The following is a 15,710-nucleotide window of genomic DNA, read 5'->3' as shown; positions in this document are numbered from 1 at the left end:
TCCATGGATGTCATCATTCTCTTTTCCATGGTGATCGGCCTTCTGCTGATCGGCGTGCCGATCGCGGTCTCGCTGGGCCTGTCCTCGATCCTGTTCCTGCTGGCCTTCTCGGACACCTCGCTGGCCTCGATCGCGCAGAGCTTCTACCAGGCCATGGCGGGGCACTACACGCTCCTGGCCATTCCCTTCTTCATCCTGGCCTCCTCCTTCATGTCGACGGGCGGGGTGGCGGCGCGGATCATCCGCTTCTCCATCGCCATCGTCGGCCATCTGCCGGGCGGGCTGGCCATCGCGGGCGTCTTCGCCTGCATGATGTTCGCCGCGCTCTCGGGCTCTTCGCCCGCCACCGTGGTGGCCATCGGTACGATCGTGATCGCGGGCATGCGCCAGGTCGGCTACTCCAAGGAGTTCGCCGCCGGGGTGATCTGTAACGCGGGCACGCTGGGCATCCTGATCCCGCCGTCGATCGTGATGGTCGTCTACGCCTCGGCCACCGATGTCTCGGTCGGGCGGATGTTCCTCGCGGGCGTGATCCCGGGGCTCATGGCGGGCCTCATGCTGATGACCACGATCTATGTCATCGCGCGGGTCCGCGACCTGCCGCGCGGCGAGTGGCAGGGCTGGGGCGAGGTCTTCGCCTCGGGCCGCGAGGCGGCCTGGGGGCTGTTCCTGATCGTGATCATCCTGGGCGGCATCTACGGCGGCATCTTCACGCCCACCGAGGCCGCGGCCGTCGCCTCGGTCTATGCCTTCCTGATCGCCACCTTCGTCTACCGCGACATGGGGCCTCTGGCCGCCGACGGCGGCCGGTCGGGCAGCGCGGATATGACCAAGATGGTCGAGGAGGGCTCGCTCTCCGCCGCCGCCGCGCCGCGGCAGGAGAAATCCACCCTCCTGCAGAAGCCGCATGCGCTGATCACCGCCTTCTTCCACCGCGACACCCGCGACACGCTTTTCGAGGCCGGCAAGCTCACGATCACGCTGATGTTCATCATCGCCAACGCGCTGATCCTGAAGCACGTGCTGACCGACGAGCAGATCCCCCAGCATATCGCCGGGGCGATGCTCGACGCGGGCTTCGGGCCGATCATGTTCCTGGTGATCGTGAACGTGATCCTGCTGATCGGCGGGCAGTTCATGGAGCCCTCGGGCCTGATCGTGATCGTGGCGCCGCTGGTCTTCCCGATCGCGATCGAGCTGGGCATCGACCCGATCCACCTGGGCATCATCATGGTGGTCAACATGGAGATCGGGATGATCACCCCGCCGGTGGGTCTGAACCTCTTCGTGACCTCGGGCGTGGCGAACATGCCGGTGATGAACGTGGTGCGCGCGGCGCTGCCCTTCCTCGCCGTGCTCTTCGTCTTCCTGATCCTGGTGACCTATGTGCCCTGGCTCTCGACCTGGTTGCCGACGACCTTCATGGGGCCGGAGATCATCACCTACTAGGGGCGGCAACTTGCCCGGACACCTGCGCCATCCCGGGAGACCGGGGTGGCGTTTTCCTTTGCGGGGCCGGGGGCATCACCTTGAGCGCGCACCCGCGGAAAACCGGGGCCTCAAATAGCCTCTGGGCGGGCTTGAGGCCCGCCCAGACCCACGCCTTTCGGCATGGAACGCAGCGGGGTGCTCGCTACGCGGCCTTCGCCTCGAGGACCGTCACCAGCCCCGAGAGGAGCCGGCTCCAGCCTGCGACGAAGTCCTTTTCCACCCGGCGCGACGCGCAGTCGGGCAGGGCGGAAATCTCACGGGTGGCGAGGTCGCGCAGCGCCTCGCGCCATTCGGCGATGGAGAGGTTGGGCACCGCGGTGGCGCCGTCCTCGATGTGGTCGCGCAGCCCGTCGACCGGGGCCGCCAGCAGCGCCCGGCCGGCGGCGCGGGCCTCGCTTGCGACGATGCCGAAGGCTTCCCAGCGCGAGGGCATGGCCACCGCATCGAGCCCGCCCATGGCGGCGACCGGATCGGCGGCATGGCCGACAAAGCGGATGCGGGCATCGCCGCGCGCCAGGGTCTCGAGGCGGGCGCGCTCGGGCCCCTCGCCGATGACGCGCAGCTCGAGGTCCAGCTCGGGCGCGGCGCGGAAGGCCTCGATCAGGATGTCGAAACCCTTCTGCGGGGCCAGCCGTCCCAGGGCGCCCAGGACGCGGGCCCGGCGCTGCGGCGCGGGCAGGGCGCGGAAGGCGGAGAGGTCCACGGTCGGGCGGATGGTGACCAGCGCCTCGGGGGCGACCAGCTCGCGGGCGCTCATCCAGGCGGCCTGGGCGTGGCTCACCGCGACCACCCGGTCAAAGAGCGCATAGGCGGTGCGCAGGAGCGCCAGGAAGCGGCCCTTCTGCGGCACGTTCAGCGCGGTGAAGCCCTCGGTGTAGCTGTGCTCGACATGCACGAGGGGCGTGGCGGGATGCAGGGCGCGCAGCGCCATGAGCGCCGGCAGGCCGCGCCAGTTCACGGTCAGATGCGAGACGATGACATCGGCGTCGCAGCGCCCGTGGCTGAGCGCGCCGCGCTTGACCTTGCGGATGCGGTGCAGCCCCTCGCGGGCCAGCTCGGGATGGCTCCGGATGTGGTCGAGCAGGCGGGTCACGCCGCCGGGCTGGGTGTCGTCGACGAGGTGGAGGATCACGGGCAGGGTCATCTCGGGGGTCCTTCTGGGCAGAGTGTCGGAGAGAGGGGGCAGGTCGGTCGCGCTAGATCGGTCAGGCGGGGCGGGCCCCGGCCCGCGAGAGGCCGAGCACGGGTTTCAAGAGGCGGCTCCCGCCGGCGCCGAGGACCAGCGCCGCGGCCAGCGTGGTCAGCGTCTTCACCGGCTCCTCGAGGAGCGGCCGGCGCGAGGTCGCGAGCGCGCCGAGCGCCAGTTGCACCGCGCGCGGGCCGTCGAGCGCGCTGACCGCCCGGCGGGCGAGGTAGCGCAGCTGGTAGGCGCGGGCGGCGGGGGTGACGCGCGCGAAGAACTCCGGCGCCAGGGGTGTCAGCTTCTCGACCATACGCTCCCAGGCGTCGTGCTGGCGCTCGGTGTTGGCCGAGAGGCCCGCGCCGTTCACCCGGTAGGCGGTCAGCAGGCCCGGCACGCCCTCGATGCTCCAGCCGGTGGTCAGCATGAGGCGCATCCAGCACTCGATGTCCTCGGACTGGCGGAAGGTCTCGTCGAAGACGCAAGCGCGGGTGCCGGCGTGGCGCGGGTAGTAGACCAGCGCCTCGGCGGCCTCGCGGCGCATGACCGCCGCCGAGCCGTTGCCGATCGGGTTGCGCTTGAAGACATGCGCGGCGTCGATCTGGCGCAGACGCGGCTTCTGGGCGTGGCCGGTGGGCCGGCCCGCGTCGTCGATCAGCACCGAACCCGAGAAGCTCAGCCCGACCTCGGGTGCCGCGTCGAGATGCGCCACATGCACGGCCAGCTTCTCGGGCCGCCAGAGGTCGTCGGCGTCGCAGAAGCCGATATAGGCGCCGCGGGCCTCGAGGATGCCGGTGTTGCGCGCCCCGGCGAGGCCGCGGTTGGGCTGGCTGACCAGCCGGATGCGGGCGTCGGTCATATGGGCGCGGGCGATCCGGGCGGTGGCATCGGTGGAGCCGTCGTCGACCACGATGATCTCGAGGTCGGTGAAGCTCTGCGCGGTCAGCGAGGCCAGGGTCTCGGCCAGGGTGGCCTCGGCGTTGAAGGCGGGGACGATGATGGAAGCGCGGTGCATGGCTCTGGTCCTTCAGTTGGTGAAGAGCGCGCGGCGAAGGCGGCGGGGCATGAACGGGGCGGCGGCGGCGGCGAGCGTCGTGGCCAGCCCCCGGCGCACCGGCGAGAGGAACCCGCGCGGGTGGCGCGCAAGGCCCTGCAGGGCCAGCCCCAGCGCGGCGGCGCCGCCCAGGTCGAGGCGCAGCGCGCGGCGCGCGAGGTAGCGCAGGTAGACGGCCTCGGCGCGGGCGGCGGGGCGGTGGCCGTAGCGGCGGGCGGTCTCGATCACCCGGGCGCGGGCGGCCTGCATCCGGCGCAGGTCCGAGGACAGGCCCGCGGGGCTCGCGCGGTAGTAGAGGTGCAGCCCGTCGAGGCCGCGCAGCTCGCAGCCCTCGCCGACCAGCCGGACCAGGAAGTCCAGGTCCTCGTTGTGGACCATGCCGGCGTCGAAGCCGCCCGCCATGGCGAAGGCCGCCCGGCGGATCGAGAGGTTCGACAGCGTGCCGACCGGGTTCTCGCCGAGCAGCATCGGGATGGTGACCCGGCCCACGGGCACGGTCGAGACCGAGCGGGCGTCCTCGGGCGTTGCCTGGAAGAAGGCGATCTGGCCGAAGACCGCGTCGAGGCGGGGGTAGTTCATTGCCCGGTTCACCGCATCGAGCTTGCCCGGCGCCCAGATGTCGTCGGCATCGCAGAAGGCGATGATCTCGCCGCGCGCCAGCGCCAGGGCGCCGTGGTTGCGCGCCGCGCTCGGGCCCCGGCCGGGGTTGGCGGTCCAGAGGATGCGGCGGTCGGCGGCGGCCCGGCGGGCCAGGATCTCGCAGGTGGCGTCGGTCGAGCCGTCGTCGATGACCAAGACTTCCCAGTCGGTGAAGCTTTGACATGCGATGCTGTCGAGCGTGGCCTCCAGCGTGGCGGCGGCGTTCAGGCAGGGGATGATGACGGAGATGCGCGGCATGGCTCAGGCCCTTTGCGGCGAGGAGAGGAAAGCGAAGGCGAGGGCGGGCAGCGAGGCGCCGACCATGGTCAGGGTGCTCACGCCCAGGTAGCCAAGGGCGATGGCGGTCAGCCCGTGCGGGGCCATGACCAGCGTGTTGGCGATCACCGCGAGGGTCAGCACCAGGGTGGCCCCGAACTCGATCTCGGCGCGGTTGGAGCTGCGCAGCCAGCCGGCGGCGGCGGTCCAGATCAGCGTCGGGATGGCCGCGAGGCAGAGGATCGAGACCAGGTGCGACAGCTCCGCCCAGTCGGGCCCGAGGAGCAGCGGCACATACCAGGGCGCGAGCAGCGACTGGGCCAGCACCGCGGGCACGATCAGCCCAAGCGACAGGAGCAGGCTTTCCCGCAGGGCTCCGGCGCGGTCGGCCTGGGCGCAGAGATGCGGGAAGAGCACCGTCGCGAAGGCCACCGAGAAGGAGTTGGCGAGGCTCAGGCCCGCGTTGAAGGCCATGAAGTAGAGGCCCAGCGTCTCGGCGCCGAGCAGCGCGCCGACGATCAGCTTGTCGGCCTGCAGCCGCGCGGCCTTGACGATCTCGACCCCGAGGACGGCCCAGCCGAAGGCCAGGAAGGGCTTGATGGGTGCGAAACCCGCGGCGCGGTCGCGCTGCCAGGGCCGCAGGCGGCGCATGGCGATCAGCCAGAAGGGCGCGGTCAGCAGGCGCGGCAGGATCAGCGCCAGGGCGACCGGCCAGACCAGCGCCAGCGCGACCGAGAGGAGGTTCGCGATGACCACCTGGCCGCCGGCGATGGCCGCGGTGCGGCGCATCCGGCCCTCGCGCATGGCCAGCGCCGCCTGCACGAGGCCCGCCGGCATGAAGAGATATTCGCCCGCCAGCACCAGGATCAGCAGCGCCACCGCGGCGCTGCCGCCGGCGGCATAAAGCAGCCCCGCGACCGCGGCCTGGGCGGCGAAGAGCCCCAGGCACCAGGTCCAGAAGATCCGGTGGGCGGTGGCGCAGGTCGCCTCGAGGTTCTCCTCGCGGGCGGCAATGATGCGCTGGGTTACGCCGTTCTCGGTCAGCGCCTTCAGGATGTCGGCGGCGGCGAGCGCGGCGGCGGCGATCCCGACCTCGCGGACATCCATGACCCGGGCCACCGCGATCACCACGAAGAGCCGCGACGCCTTGGCGGCTGCCTCCGACGCGCCATAGGCGGCGAGGTTCTTTGCGAGGGTTGCGATTGACGAGTTGCGGGGCATAGGGCGGGGTCCTAAGGTTCTGGTGCACGGTTGTTTTAGCCGGGCCAGCGCGGGTCCGTCCCGGCCCCGGACGGGGAGGGCGGATGCGCCAAGGGACACGCGCCTGTCCGAAGGGATAGCCGGGGCATCCCGGCGCGCCGGGAGAGGCGGGCAGCGGGGGTTTGAACCCGCTGCACGAGGGACAATTGCAGCCGGGGCTCGCATGGCACCGAAGATTTTTCCGAAGCTCATTTGCGGGTTCAGCGCGCTGGCGCTGGCCGCCTGTTCATCGCTCAGCCCGCCGCGGAACCTCGAGCCCGTGGCCGAGGGGCGGGGCTACCAGGCGCAGTATCGCACGCCGCCGCCCCGGGCGCCCGAGCCGCTCTACCTGCGCGCCGAGGAGATGAACGCCGCCGATTGCCTGCCCTATCGCGGCGGCGTGCTCTCGGGCGGCGCGAAGTTCGCCGCGGGGGTGCCGCAGGTGCTGCGCGGCGAGCGGCTGTCGCGCAACGACCTGGTGGCGATCCGCGTGGGCGAGGACGAGGTCTTCAACGGCGCCTATGTGGTCTCGCGCGACGGGGCGCTGAAGCTGCCCTTCCTCGGGCCGATCCGCGCCCAGGGCCGCACGACCGGCGCGATCGAGACCGACCTGGTGGCCGGGCTCCTGCGCGCGGGGCTTTATTCCGAGGCGCCGCTGGTCTCGGTCCGGGTGACCGATTTCGCCTCGATCTCGGTCGGCGTCTCGGGCGCGGTCTTCGAGCCCCGCGCACTGGAGATCGGCGCGGTGGCGGCGGAAAGCCTCGACCGGGCGCGGCAGGAGGCGCTCGGCGCCTCGACCGAGGGGCGCAACCTTTCGGCCGCGATCCGCGCCGCGGGCGGCATCCGTCCCGACGCCGACCTCTCGGCGGTCGAGGTCCGGCGCGGCGGCTCGGTCTACCGGGTCGACATGCGCGGCGTCTTCGAGGGGCGGCACGTCGGCGACGTCATGCTGCTGGCCGATGACGAGGTGGTGGTGCCTTCGCGCAACTGCTTCCAGGACGACCTGATGCGCCCGAGCCCGGTGAGCCCGCCGGGTGTGACGCTGTTCCTGTCGAACCTGACCCAGCCCGCGACCGCCAATGCGCCCTCGGCCATCGGCCGCGAGGTCCGCGAGGTGCCCTATGGCACGCGCCACATGCAGGCGGTGGTGGACACCAACTGCGTCGGCGGCGCGCGGTCGACCAGCGCCAACCGCTCGGCGGTGCTGTTCACGCGCAACCCGGTGAGCGGCGTCTCCACGGTGATCGAACGCGACATCGAGGACATGCTGCGGCGGCCCGACCGCGACGACTACGACCCCTATGTGCTGCCCGGCGATTCCATCGCCTGCTACGACAGCACGGTGACCAATATCGCCGAGATCGGCCGGGTGCTGGGCATCGTGGTCCCGGCGGCGATCCTGGTGAGGTAAGGCGGGCGGAGGTCGTGGGGCTGCTTGTCAGCTAGAACCCCCACCCGACACGCCTGCCCTCAGACCAGGCCGCCGCCTTCCGGGCCGGCCTCGGCGCTGGCATCCTCCAGCTCTTCCGTCGCCCGGGCGATGGCGGCGCTGAGGGCCGGGGCGTCGTCTTTCTCGGCGGCCAGTTCCACCGCAAGAAGCCGGTCGCGCAGGCCGAGCTGGCCGAAGACCGCGGCGCTGCCGGCGATCTTGTGGCAGCGGGCGGCGATCTCCTTCTTGTCCTCGGGTTCGGACTTCAGCCAGTGCAGAAGTTCGCGCCGCTCCTGCCGGAAGCGGGTCTCGTAGCGCGCCATGACGTCGTCGAAGGCGCTTTGCACCTCTTCGGGGGCCGGGGGGCGATGGGCGCGCGTTGGCGGCGCGGGTTTGCCCTCCGGCGGGACCGGCGGGGCCAGCGGTTCGGGGGCGGGGCCTGTTTCGGAGGCCGCGCTCGGAGCGGAGAATGTGGCCGCATCGGAGGGCTGCGCTCCGGGGCTGTGGGCGGCAAATCCTCCCGCATCGGCGTGCTGCGCAGCCGCGCCGGGAGCAGAGCCCACATCGGACGCGCCGCCCGCAAGCCCAACCGGACCGGCCCCGTTCACCGAGGTCCCCTCAGAAAGCGGCGTCTTGCCGTTCAGCCCCTGCGCGCCTCCCGCCAAAGCCGCACTCCCGTCAGGCGCGGCATCGACCGCCTGCCGCGTGTCGCCCACGCCGACGCCGTTGACGTTCCGCGCGATGGCCTCGCGCAGCTCGGTCTTGGAGAAGGGCTTGCCGAGGAAATCGCTCATGCCCGCATCGGCAAAGCGCTGCCGCGCGTCGGCCAGCACATTGGCCGAGAGCGCCACGATCGGCACGTCGCGCGACAGGCCCGTGCCGGCGCGGATGTGGCGGGTCGCGTCGAGCCCGTCCATGACCGGCATGGAGACATCCATGAAGATGATGTCGAAGCGCTGCGCCTCGGCGATGCGCAGGGCCGAGGCGCCGTTCTCGGCCTCGGTCACGCTGTGGCCCAGCCCGCGCAGGGTCTCGCGGGCGACCTGGCGGTTGATCTCGTTGTCCTCGACCACCAGCACCTCGAGCCGCGCCTGCGGGGTGCTTTCGTGGTGCGGCCGCCCGGTGTCGGCGGGCGCCTCGGTCGGCTCCAGCGGCAGGCGCAGCCAGAAGACGCTGCCTTCGCCGAGCGTGCTTTCGACGCCGATCTCGCCGCCCAGCCCCTCGACGAAGCGCTTGGCGATGCCGAGGCCCAGCCCGGTGCCGCCGGTCTTGCGGTGGAAGGAGGAATCGGCGGTGTGGAAATCGTCGAAGACATGCGGCAGATCCGCCTCGGAGATGCCGAGCCCGGTGTCGATGACGCGGAACTCCACCCGCGGCGGCGGGCCCTGGTCGACCACCTCGACCTCGATCGCGATGCGGCCCTGGTGGGTGAACTTGATGGCATTTCCGACGAGGTTCAGCAGGATCTGCTGCATCCGCATCTCGTCGAGCAGCACCCAGTCGAGCCGCGGGCCCGTCCAGGACCATTCCAGCCGGTTGCCGTTCTTGCCCGCGTTGCCCGACTGGCCGTCGACGACATTCTGCAGGAAGCGGCCCAGGTGCACCGGCTTCATCACGAAGCGCGTCTTGCCGGATTCGTGGCGCGAGATGTCGAGCACCGTGTCGACATGGTGCATCAACAGATCGCCCGAGAGCTTCATGTTGCCGATGTAGCGCGCCTGTTGATCGGTCAGCCGGGTCTCTTCCAGAAGCCCGAGATTGCCGATGATGCCGTTGAGCGGCGTGCGGATCTCGTGGGTCATCACCGCCAGGAAGTCGGATTTCGAGCGCTCGCCGGCCAGCGCCCGGTCGCGGGCCTCGACCAGTTCGCGCTCGGCGGCGACGCGGGCCGAGATGTCGCGCAGAAAGCCGATCACCAGCTGGTCGTCGCCGTCCTCGGCGACCTGCAGCGCCAGTTCGACAGGGAAGACCTCGCCGGATTTGCGGATCCCCTCGAGCCGCACGCGGCCCTGGCCGACGACGTGGTACTCGCCGCCCTCGGCCATGCGCTCCATGCCGGCGTCATGGGCCTCGCGCAGGTGCCCGGGGACCATGACCTCGCCGATGGTGCGGCCGTAGACCTCTTCGGCGCTATGCCCGAAGATCGTCTCGGCGGCGGCGTTGAACTCGAGGATGCGGCCCGTGCGGTCGGTCACCACCACCCCGTCGAGCGAAGAGCCGAGGATGGTGTTGAGCCGCGCATAGGCCGAGGCCAGTTCCGCCCCGCGCCGCTCGGTCTGGCGGTTGGCGGCATAGGCATGGGTCGAAAGCAGCACCAGCGCCACCACCAGCGCCACGGTCACCAGCGCCAGCCGCACGAAGGTCGAGGCGATGGCGGTGCGCCGGGCGTCCGATTGTTCGGCGAAGAAGAACAGCCCGGTGTTGGCCATGAGCCGCACCACCGGGCGTTCGGCCTCGGCGCGGGCGATCATCTGGGGCAGGGCGGCGCGCAGCTCGGGGTCGGGCGCGTCGATCATCGGGATCGTGTCGTCGAGAAAGACCCGGATCGCGGCGAGCGCCGCGGCGTAGCGCGGCTCGGCCTGCATGTCGGAATAGATCGAGCCGCGGGTCAGCGTGGCGATACGGCTGTAGAAGATGTCGAACTCCAGCCGGACCTGCGCCAGGGCGGCATCGGTGTCGGCGGGCTCGGCGGTTTCCGCGTGTTCCAGCGCGCGCTTGTATTCGAGGTATTCGACCTCCGCCTGCGAGAGGGTCCATTGGACGTTGTCCGATTCCGCCGTGCTGAGCAGTTGAAGGTCCTGCCAGACCTCCCGCACGAGGAAGGCCATGACGAGGATGCACAACGAGGCCATCGCCACCAGGAGCCAGGGTCCTGATTGGCGGTTCTGACCGGGTTTGACCATAATGGATCGCCTCTCGACTGCGGTGCGCCGAGAATACGACGTCACTCTTCGACGATCTCCATCCTATCGAGTTGCCAGATGCTGCGCGAGTATATCACCTCGGTTCGGTATTCAGCGTTCGCATCATAGGGATAAAGAACCCACAACGGGCCCTTTTCACGCCGGGACATGGCGTTTCCGTCCATCTCGTAGGCCACGATCGGGCCATCCTCGATTCCGTCCGAGGTGGGGATCTCGACGGTGTAGTCGTTGATGGCGGTGGCACGGATGGTGCCCTCCTCGGCGCCCACGTGTTCGAGCAGGGTGCTCAGCGAGATGCCGGTGAAGACATGGCTGCCTTCGGTCCAGATGGTCTTGGTCTCGACATCGCGGGCTTCGAGCTCTTTCAGCATCGCGATGTCGAATTGTGCGGTCTCCTCGACGTTGGTCTCGGAGATGGCGCCGCTGATCGTCAGGACGACGGGCCCCTCGGGCATCGGCAACGCCTCGGCCTGGGCCAGCGACGCCGAAAGGGCGAGGCCGCACAGGCTCAAGGGTAGGGATCGTGCATTCATGCGCATGGAACTCTCCTAAAACGGTGCCCATGGACTGTCAGATTCACGCGAAGATTTCACGCGCGCTTGCGGATCGAAGCCTATCCTTTGGGATAGGTTTCGCGCTTCAGGCCGCCGGTCGCAGGCCAAGTTGCGCCGCCAGCCGGCTCTCCAGCCCCTCCCCGAGGTCGCTGCGGTCGAGCGCGAAGGCCAGGGTGGCCTCGACGAAGCCGCGCACCGAGCCGCAGTCGAATCGCTCGCCCTCGAAGCGGTAGCCGCTGACGCCGGCGCGGGGCAGGTCGCGGTTGATCGCGTCGGTGAGCTGGATTTCCCCGCCCGAGCCGGGGCCGAGGCGCGCCAGTTCGTCGAAGATCGAGGGCTCGAGGATGTAGCGGCCGATCACCGCGCGGGTCGAGGGCGCGAGCGCCGGGTCGGGCTTTTCCACCAGCGACCGGGCGCGGGTGACGCGGCCGCGGCTCTCGCCGCAGTCGAGCACGCCGTAGGCGCCGACCTCGGCGCGGGGCACATCCATGGCGGCGACCATGTGACCGCCGGTCCGGGCATGGGCGTCGACCATCTGCGACAGGGCCGGGGTAGCGCCGCGGATCACGTCGTCGGGCAGGAGCACCGCGAAGGGCTCGTCGCCGACCAGGCGGCGGGCCAGCAGCACCGCGTGGCCGAGGCCGCGCGGCTGGTCCTGGCGCAGGATGGTCATCGCGCCCTCGGGCATGCGGGTCGCCTCCAGCGCCTCGAGCGCCTTGGTCTTGCCGGCCTCGCGCAGCTGCGCCTCGAGCGCGCGGGCGGTGCAGAAGTAATCCTCGAGCGCGGATTTCCCGGCGGCGCTGACGAAGATGAACTCCTCGATGCCGGCGGCGCGCGCCTCGTCGATGGCGTATTGGATGAGCGGGCGGTCGACCAAGGGCAGCATCTCCTTCGGGACCGACTTGGTGGCGGGCAGGAAGCGAGTGCCAAGACCGGCGACGGGGAAGACGGCTTTGCGGATATGGGTCATCGTGGGGCCTTTCTGGATCGGGGATTGCAGATGGGGATAGGCGATCGGGGTTAAGGAAGGCTGAGGCCCGGGGGGATGGGCCAGAAGCAGGGTTAATGGCGGCTGAAGGGGCTCAATAGGCGCCCCGGCCCGAGATCACCGCCCGGAAGGTCATGGCGATGAGCAGGAGGTCGAGCAGCGGGCTCTTGGCGCGGACATAGGCCAGGTCCATGTCGATCATCTTATCGAAGCCGATGTCGGCGCGGCCCGAGACCTGCCAGAGGCCGGTGATGCCGGGTTTCACCCGCAGCCGTCCCAGCGCGCGGGCAGGGTAGGCGGCGACCTCTTCGCGCAGCGCCGGGCGCGGGCCGACGATCGACATCTCGCCTTTCAGCACGTTGAGGATCTGCGGCAGCTCGTCCACCGAGAGGCGGCGCAGCAGCCGGCCGACGCGGGTCACGCGCGGGTCGTGGCGGGCCTTGAAGCAGACGCCCTCGCGGTCGGAGGTGGCCAGCAGTGCGGCGCGGCGCGCCTCGGCGTCGGTGAACATCGAGCGGAACTTGTAGACCCCGAAGGTCACGCCGTCCTTGCCGACGCGGGTCTGCTTGAAGAAGACCGGGCCGCGGCTGTCGGCCTTGATCGCGGCGGCGACCAGCAGCAGGAGCGGCGCCAGAAGGAGCAGTGCCGAGAGGCTGACCGCCAGGTCGAGCCCGCGCTTGATGACCTGGGCGCGGTCGACGCCCGCCAGGGCATGGCGCGCGGCGCGGGCCAGGAAGGTGGCATTGCCGAGGAGGTAGCGCCCGGCCATGCGGCGGGGCTCCATCGCCAGCCGCCAGACCCATTCGAGCCGCGCGCGGCGCAGCGCCATGGGCGCGCGGGCGACATTGCCGGCCAGGAAGTCGAAAAGCGCGCCGACGCCGAGCTGCAGGCGCGGGGTGAGCGCCGCGCTGTGCTTGTCGATCCAGATCTCCTGCTTCGGCACGCCCATGGCGACCAGCAGGATGTCGGCGCCCGAGGCGTTGATCTCAGCCAGCGCCGCGGCATCGTCCTGCGCGCCCTCGTAGCCGTCGCGGGTGCCCGCGATGCGCAGGCCCGGGATCATGGTGCAGAGCTTCGCCGCCGCGGCCTCGGCGGTGCCCGGCGTGCCGCCGAAGAGAAAGACCGACAGGCCGCGCTTGGCCGCGCCGCGCAGCAGCTCGGGCACGAAGTCGGTGCCGTTGAGGTTCTCGGTCAGCCGGGTGCCGGTCATCCGGCCCGCGAGCTCCACGCCAATGCCGTCGGGCAGCACCGCGTCGGCCCGGGCGAAGGCGGCGGCCAGCGCCGGAATGCGGGCCCGCAGGTTGGCGGTATGGGCGTTGACGAAGAAGACCCGGCGGGCCGCGCCCTCGAGCAGCGCCTCGACCGTCGCACCGGTGGTCGCGTCAACCATAGGGAGATCCATCACCGAGGCGCGTGGCAGCCATGCGGCACCCGCGAGCGCGGCACTGGCATCACACTGGAAAAGCGCGGGCGAATAGTGTTTCATGATCCATAAGCTCCGGTGTTTGCTGGTTTTCAGTGTTTTTGTCCGGAACCGGTTTGCAGACCAGACGAGCAAGCGGAGAGCCTTGGCCGCCCTTCGGCGAGGCGGACCACCAATGTGACTAGTTGCGGGTGAGAGCGGAGAGAACGCCTATCCGATCGGATGACCGGGCAGAGCTTTTCGCGCATTTCGTGTCTTGATCGCGCGCGATTCAGACGCAATAGATCATCCAAAGGGACGGATGCTGACGTGCGAATACTCTTTGCCGACGACCACGACCTGCTGCGCGACATGATCGTCGCCTACCTCGAGGCCGAGGACGGGATCGATGTGGAACAGGCCGCCAGCTTCGAGGAAGCCTGCGCCAAGATCGAAACCGGCGGGCGCTACGACCTGGTGCTCCTGGATTACAAGATGCCGGGGATGCGCGGGCTCGATTCGCTCGAGAAGGCGCTGACGCTCGACGGGCGCGACCAGCGGGTCGCGATCATCTCGGGCGAGGCCTCCCGCGAGATCGCCGAGAAGGCGCTGGCCATGGGGGCGGCGGGCTTCGTGCCGAAAACGCTGGCGGCCAAGTCGCTGGTCAGCGCGATCAAGTTCATGGCCATGGGCGAGCAATACGCCCCGATCCAATTCATGACCGCCGAGGCCGAGCGCGAGAGCCATCCGATCGTCGACAAGCTCACCCAGCGCGAGACCGAGGTTCTGAAAGGCGTCTTCGAGGGCAAGTCCAACAAGGAAATCGCCCGCGACCTCGACCTGACCGAGCCGACGATCAAGCTGCACATGAAGACGCTGTTTCGGAAGCTCGACGTGAAGAACCGCACCCAGGCGGCGCTTCTGGCCAAGGAAGAAGAGATCTTCTGAGCCCTCCTTCCTATCCCATCGGCTAGGCGCTCTGGCCTCCGGTGTGCCGACCTATGCCCCCGCGTGCGGGTCATCGCGGGCGCCATAAGGGTAAAGAACGGGCAAAGGAGATTTGCCCATGACCCTCGCGACCGAGACCCCCGATCGTCCGCGCCCCTCTGCCATCGCGCTTCTGCGCCAGCCGCTGCGCAGCCTGTCCTTCCGCCGCCTTCTGGTCGGCGGGCGGCTGGGCGACGCGGGCCGGCTGCCGCGCTACGCGGCGGTCTTCATTCTAAGTGCCGCGGGCGTCTGGGCGCCGATCACCGGCTATCTGACCACCACGCCGCCGAGCTACGTTAGCCAGGCCTCGCTGATCCTGCCGGGCTCGGGCGCCTCGGCCTCGGTCAACCTCGCCGAGATCGGCCAGGCCTCGTCCTACGCGCATTCGGCCTTTGCCAACAATTCCGTCAGCCCGACCGAGACCTACAAGCGCCTGATCGGCGCCGACCGCATCCTCGCCGCCGCCGCCGCGCAGCTCGGGGGCACGCTGCGCGATTTCGGGCGGCCGCGGATCACGCTGGTCGACCAGACCGGGCTCATTCACCTCGAGATCACCGGCGGCACGCCGCTGGCCGCCCAGGACAAGGCCGAGGCGTTGCTATCGGCCTTCTTCTCCGAGATCGACCGCCTGCGCGAGGATGAGCTCAGGGTGCGCGCCGACGGCGGGCTGGGCGCGATCCGCGACTACCAGGAGACCGTCGCCGCCACCCGCGCCGCGATCACCGAGCTGCAGCGCGAGACCGGGCTGCATTCGGCCGAGCAATACCGCCAGCATGTCGCCCGGATCGACGGCGACCGGCGGGCGCTCGACGACCTGGCCGCGCGGCTGGCGCAGAAATCCCGCGCGGTCGAGGCGCTGGTCCTGCGGCTCGGCATGTCGGCGGATCTCGCGGCGGCCTCGCTGCGGCTTTTCGCGGACCGCGAATACATGTCCATGCTGGAGGAGGCCGCGGCCCAGGGCGCGACGCTCGCGGACATGCGCTCGCGCTTCGGCCCCCGGCATCCGAGCGTCGCCCAGGCCGCCGCCGCCTCCGAGGCCGCGCGCGCCGCGGCGCTGGCGCGGGGCGGGCAGGTGACCGGCCTGGCTGCCGCCGCGCTCGACCGGCTGGACCTCTCGCCCGACGGGGCGCGGGCCGATCTGCTGGCCGAGCTGGTGCGCCTCGAGGCCGAGCGCGCGGGCCTCGCCGCCGAACACGCCGCCCGCGACAAGGCGCTCTCCGCCGAGACGGCCTGGCTGGCCGAGGCCGCGCCTGCCGCCGCAAGGCTCGAGGACATGCAGCGCGACTTCGACGTCGCCGAGGCGGTCTTTGCCTCCGCCATCGCCCGCGCGGAATCGAGCAAGACCGACATCTACGCCTCCTATCCGCTGGTGCAGGTGCTGGAGGACCCTTCGCTGCCCGAGGGGCCGTCCTCGCCGCGGGTCAAGCTGGCCATCGCCGCGGGCGTCGCGGCCATGATCATGCTGCTCATCGGGTTGTCGCTTGGCTGGATCCGCCAGGCGGTGATCGGACGGCTCATCGCCCAGCCCGAGGACCAGGCATGAGCGC

At 70.4% G+C, this 15,710-nt stretch carries 12 protein-coding genes; 4 read left to right on the top strand and 8 right to left on the bottom strand.

Annotated features, from left to right (window positions below; all coding sequences use genetic code 11):
* Positions 1-3: 3 nt before the first annotated feature.
* On the top strand, positions 4-1,449 hold the full coding sequence (locus tag LR948_RS13870) for a TRAP transporter large permease (protein ID WP_232754673.1): 1,446 nt from the start codon (positions 4-6) through the stop codon (positions 1,447-1,449).
* 184 nt (positions 1,450-1,633) lie between these two features.
* Here the strand turns inward: LR948_RS13870 and LR948_RS13865 are convergent, their stop codons facing one another.
* The 4 genes from LR948_RS13865 to LR948_RS13850 form a co-directional block, all read right to left on the bottom strand.
* Positions 1,634-2,635 (bottom strand): glycosyltransferase family 4 protein, encoded by a 1,002-nt coding sequence (locus LR948_RS13865; RefSeq protein WP_232754672.1) that lies wholly within the window; start codon positions 2,633-2,635, stop codon positions 1,634-1,636.
* A 61-nt stretch (positions 2,636-2,696) separates the two neighbouring features.
* Positions 2,697-3,686, bottom strand: coding sequence for a glycosyltransferase family 2 protein (locus tag LR948_RS13860; protein WP_232754671.1), 990 nt, complete (start codon positions 3,684-3,686; stop codon positions 2,697-2,699).
* 12 nt (positions 3,687-3,698) lie between these two features.
* On the bottom strand, positions 3,699-4,622 hold the full coding sequence (locus LR948_RS13855) for a glycosyltransferase family A protein (protein ID WP_232754670.1): 924 nt from the start codon (positions 4,620-4,622) through the stop codon (positions 3,699-3,701).
* A gap of 3 nt (positions 4,623-4,625) precedes the next feature.
* Positions 4,626-5,861 carry an oligosaccharide flippase family protein gene (locus LR948_RS13850; protein WP_232754669.1) on the bottom strand — a complete coding sequence of 412 codons (1,236 nt, stop codon included), beginning with the start codon at positions 5,859-5,861 and terminating at the stop codon, positions 4,626-4,628.
* 202 nt (positions 5,862-6,063) lie between these two features.
* On the opposite strand from LR948_RS13850, the gene LR948_RS13845 reads away from it, so the two are divergent.
* A complete protein-coding gene (locus tag LR948_RS13845) occupies positions 6,064-7,290 on the top strand; it encodes a polysaccharide biosynthesis/export family protein (RefSeq protein WP_232754668.1) in 1,227 nt (408 codons plus the stop codon).
* Positions 7,291-7,349: 59 nt separating this feature from the next.
* Here the strand turns inward: LR948_RS13845 and LR948_RS13840 are convergent, their stop codons facing one another.
* From LR948_RS13840 to LR948_RS13825, 4 genes are all read right to left on the bottom strand, one after another.
* Positions 7,350-10,211 (bottom strand): PAS domain-containing hybrid sensor histidine kinase/response regulator, encoded by a 2,862-nt coding sequence (locus LR948_RS13840; RefSeq protein WP_232754667.1) that lies wholly within the window; start codon positions 10,209-10,211, stop codon positions 7,350-7,352.
* Between the two features lie 41 nt (positions 10,212-10,252).
* Positions 10,253-10,765, bottom strand: a complete 513-nt coding sequence (locus tag LR948_RS13835; protein ID WP_232754666.1) for a molybdopterin-dependent oxidoreductase — start codon at positions 10,763-10,765, stop codon at positions 10,253-10,255.
* 106 nt (positions 10,766-10,871) lie between these two features.
* The gene (locus LR948_RS13830; protein WP_232754665.1) at positions 10,872-11,756 is read right to left on the bottom strand and encodes a UTP--glucose-1-phosphate uridylyltransferase; all 885 of its coding nucleotides are present in this window, start codon (positions 11,754-11,756) and stop codon (positions 10,872-10,874) included.
* A gap of 112 nt (positions 11,757-11,868) precedes the next feature.
* Positions 11,869-13,164, bottom strand: a complete 1,296-nt coding sequence (locus LR948_RS13825) for a WecB/TagA/CpsF family glycosyltransferase (protein WP_370634965.1) — start codon at positions 13,162-13,164, stop codon at positions 11,869-11,871.
* A 342-nt stretch (positions 13,165-13,506) separates the two neighbouring features.
* On the opposite strand from LR948_RS13825, the gene LR948_RS13820 reads away from it, so the two are divergent.
* Positions 13,507-14,124, top strand: coding sequence for a response regulator transcription factor (locus LR948_RS13820; protein WP_232754663.1), 618 nt, complete (start codon positions 13,507-13,509; stop codon positions 14,122-14,124).
* Positions 14,125-14,242: 118 nt separating this feature from the next.
* Positions 14,243-15,706, top strand: coding sequence for a hypothetical protein (locus LR948_RS13815; RefSeq protein ID WP_232754662.1), 1,464 nt, complete (start codon positions 14,243-14,245; stop codon positions 15,704-15,706).
* The last annotated feature ends 4 nt before the right edge of the window (positions 15,707-15,710 follow it).

The sequence above is a fragment of the Roseivivax sp. GX 12232 genome (assembly GCF_021272185.1).
GTDB lineage: Bacteria > Pseudomonadota > Alphaproteobacteria > Rhodobacterales > Rhodobacteraceae > Roseivivax.
This window is presented reverse-complemented; position numbering and strand designations above follow the sequence as displayed.

Excerpts from the sequence above, each read along its gene's own strand:
- LR948_RS13870 (WP_232754673.1), top strand. The coding sequence starts at position 4 with ATGGATGTCATCATTCTCTTTTCCATGGTGATCGGCCTTCTGCTGATC.
- LR948_RS13865 (WP_232754672.1), bottom strand. The coding sequence starts at position 2,635 with ATGACCCTGCCCGTGATCCTCCACCTCGTCGACGACACCCAGCCCGGC.
- LR948_RS13860 (WP_232754671.1), bottom strand. The coding sequence starts at position 3,686 with ATGCACCGCGCTTCCATCATCGTCCCCGCCTTCAACGCCGAGGCCACC.
- LR948_RS13855 (WP_232754670.1), bottom strand. The coding sequence starts at position 4,622 with ATGCCGCGCATCTCCGTCATCATCCCCTGCCTGAACGCCGCCGCCACG.
- LR948_RS13850 (WP_232754669.1), bottom strand. The coding sequence starts at position 5,861 with ATGCCCCGCAACTCGTCAATCGCAACCCTCGCAAAGAACCTCGCCGCC.
- LR948_RS13845 (WP_232754668.1), top strand. The coding sequence starts at position 6,064 with ATGGCACCGAAGATTTTTCCGAAGCTCATTTGCGGGTTCAGCGCGCTG.
- LR948_RS13840 (WP_232754667.1), bottom strand. The coding sequence starts at position 10,211 with ATGGTCAAACCCGGTCAGAACCGCCAATCAGGACCCTGGCTCCTGGTG.
- LR948_RS13835 (WP_232754666.1), bottom strand. The coding sequence starts at position 10,765 with ATGAATGCACGATCCCTACCCTTGAGCCTGTGCGGCCTCGCCCTTTCG.
- LR948_RS13830 (WP_232754665.1), bottom strand. The coding sequence starts at position 11,756 with ATGACCCATATCCGCAAAGCCGTCTTCCCCGTCGCCGGTCTTGGCACT.
- LR948_RS13825 (WP_370634965.1), bottom strand. The coding sequence starts at position 13,164 with ATGGTTGACGCGACCACCGGTGCGACGGTCGAGGCGCTGCTCGAGGGC.
- LR948_RS13815 (WP_232754662.1), top strand. The coding sequence starts at position 14,243 with ATGACCCTCGCGACCGAGACCCCCGATCGTCCGCGCCCCTCTGCCATC.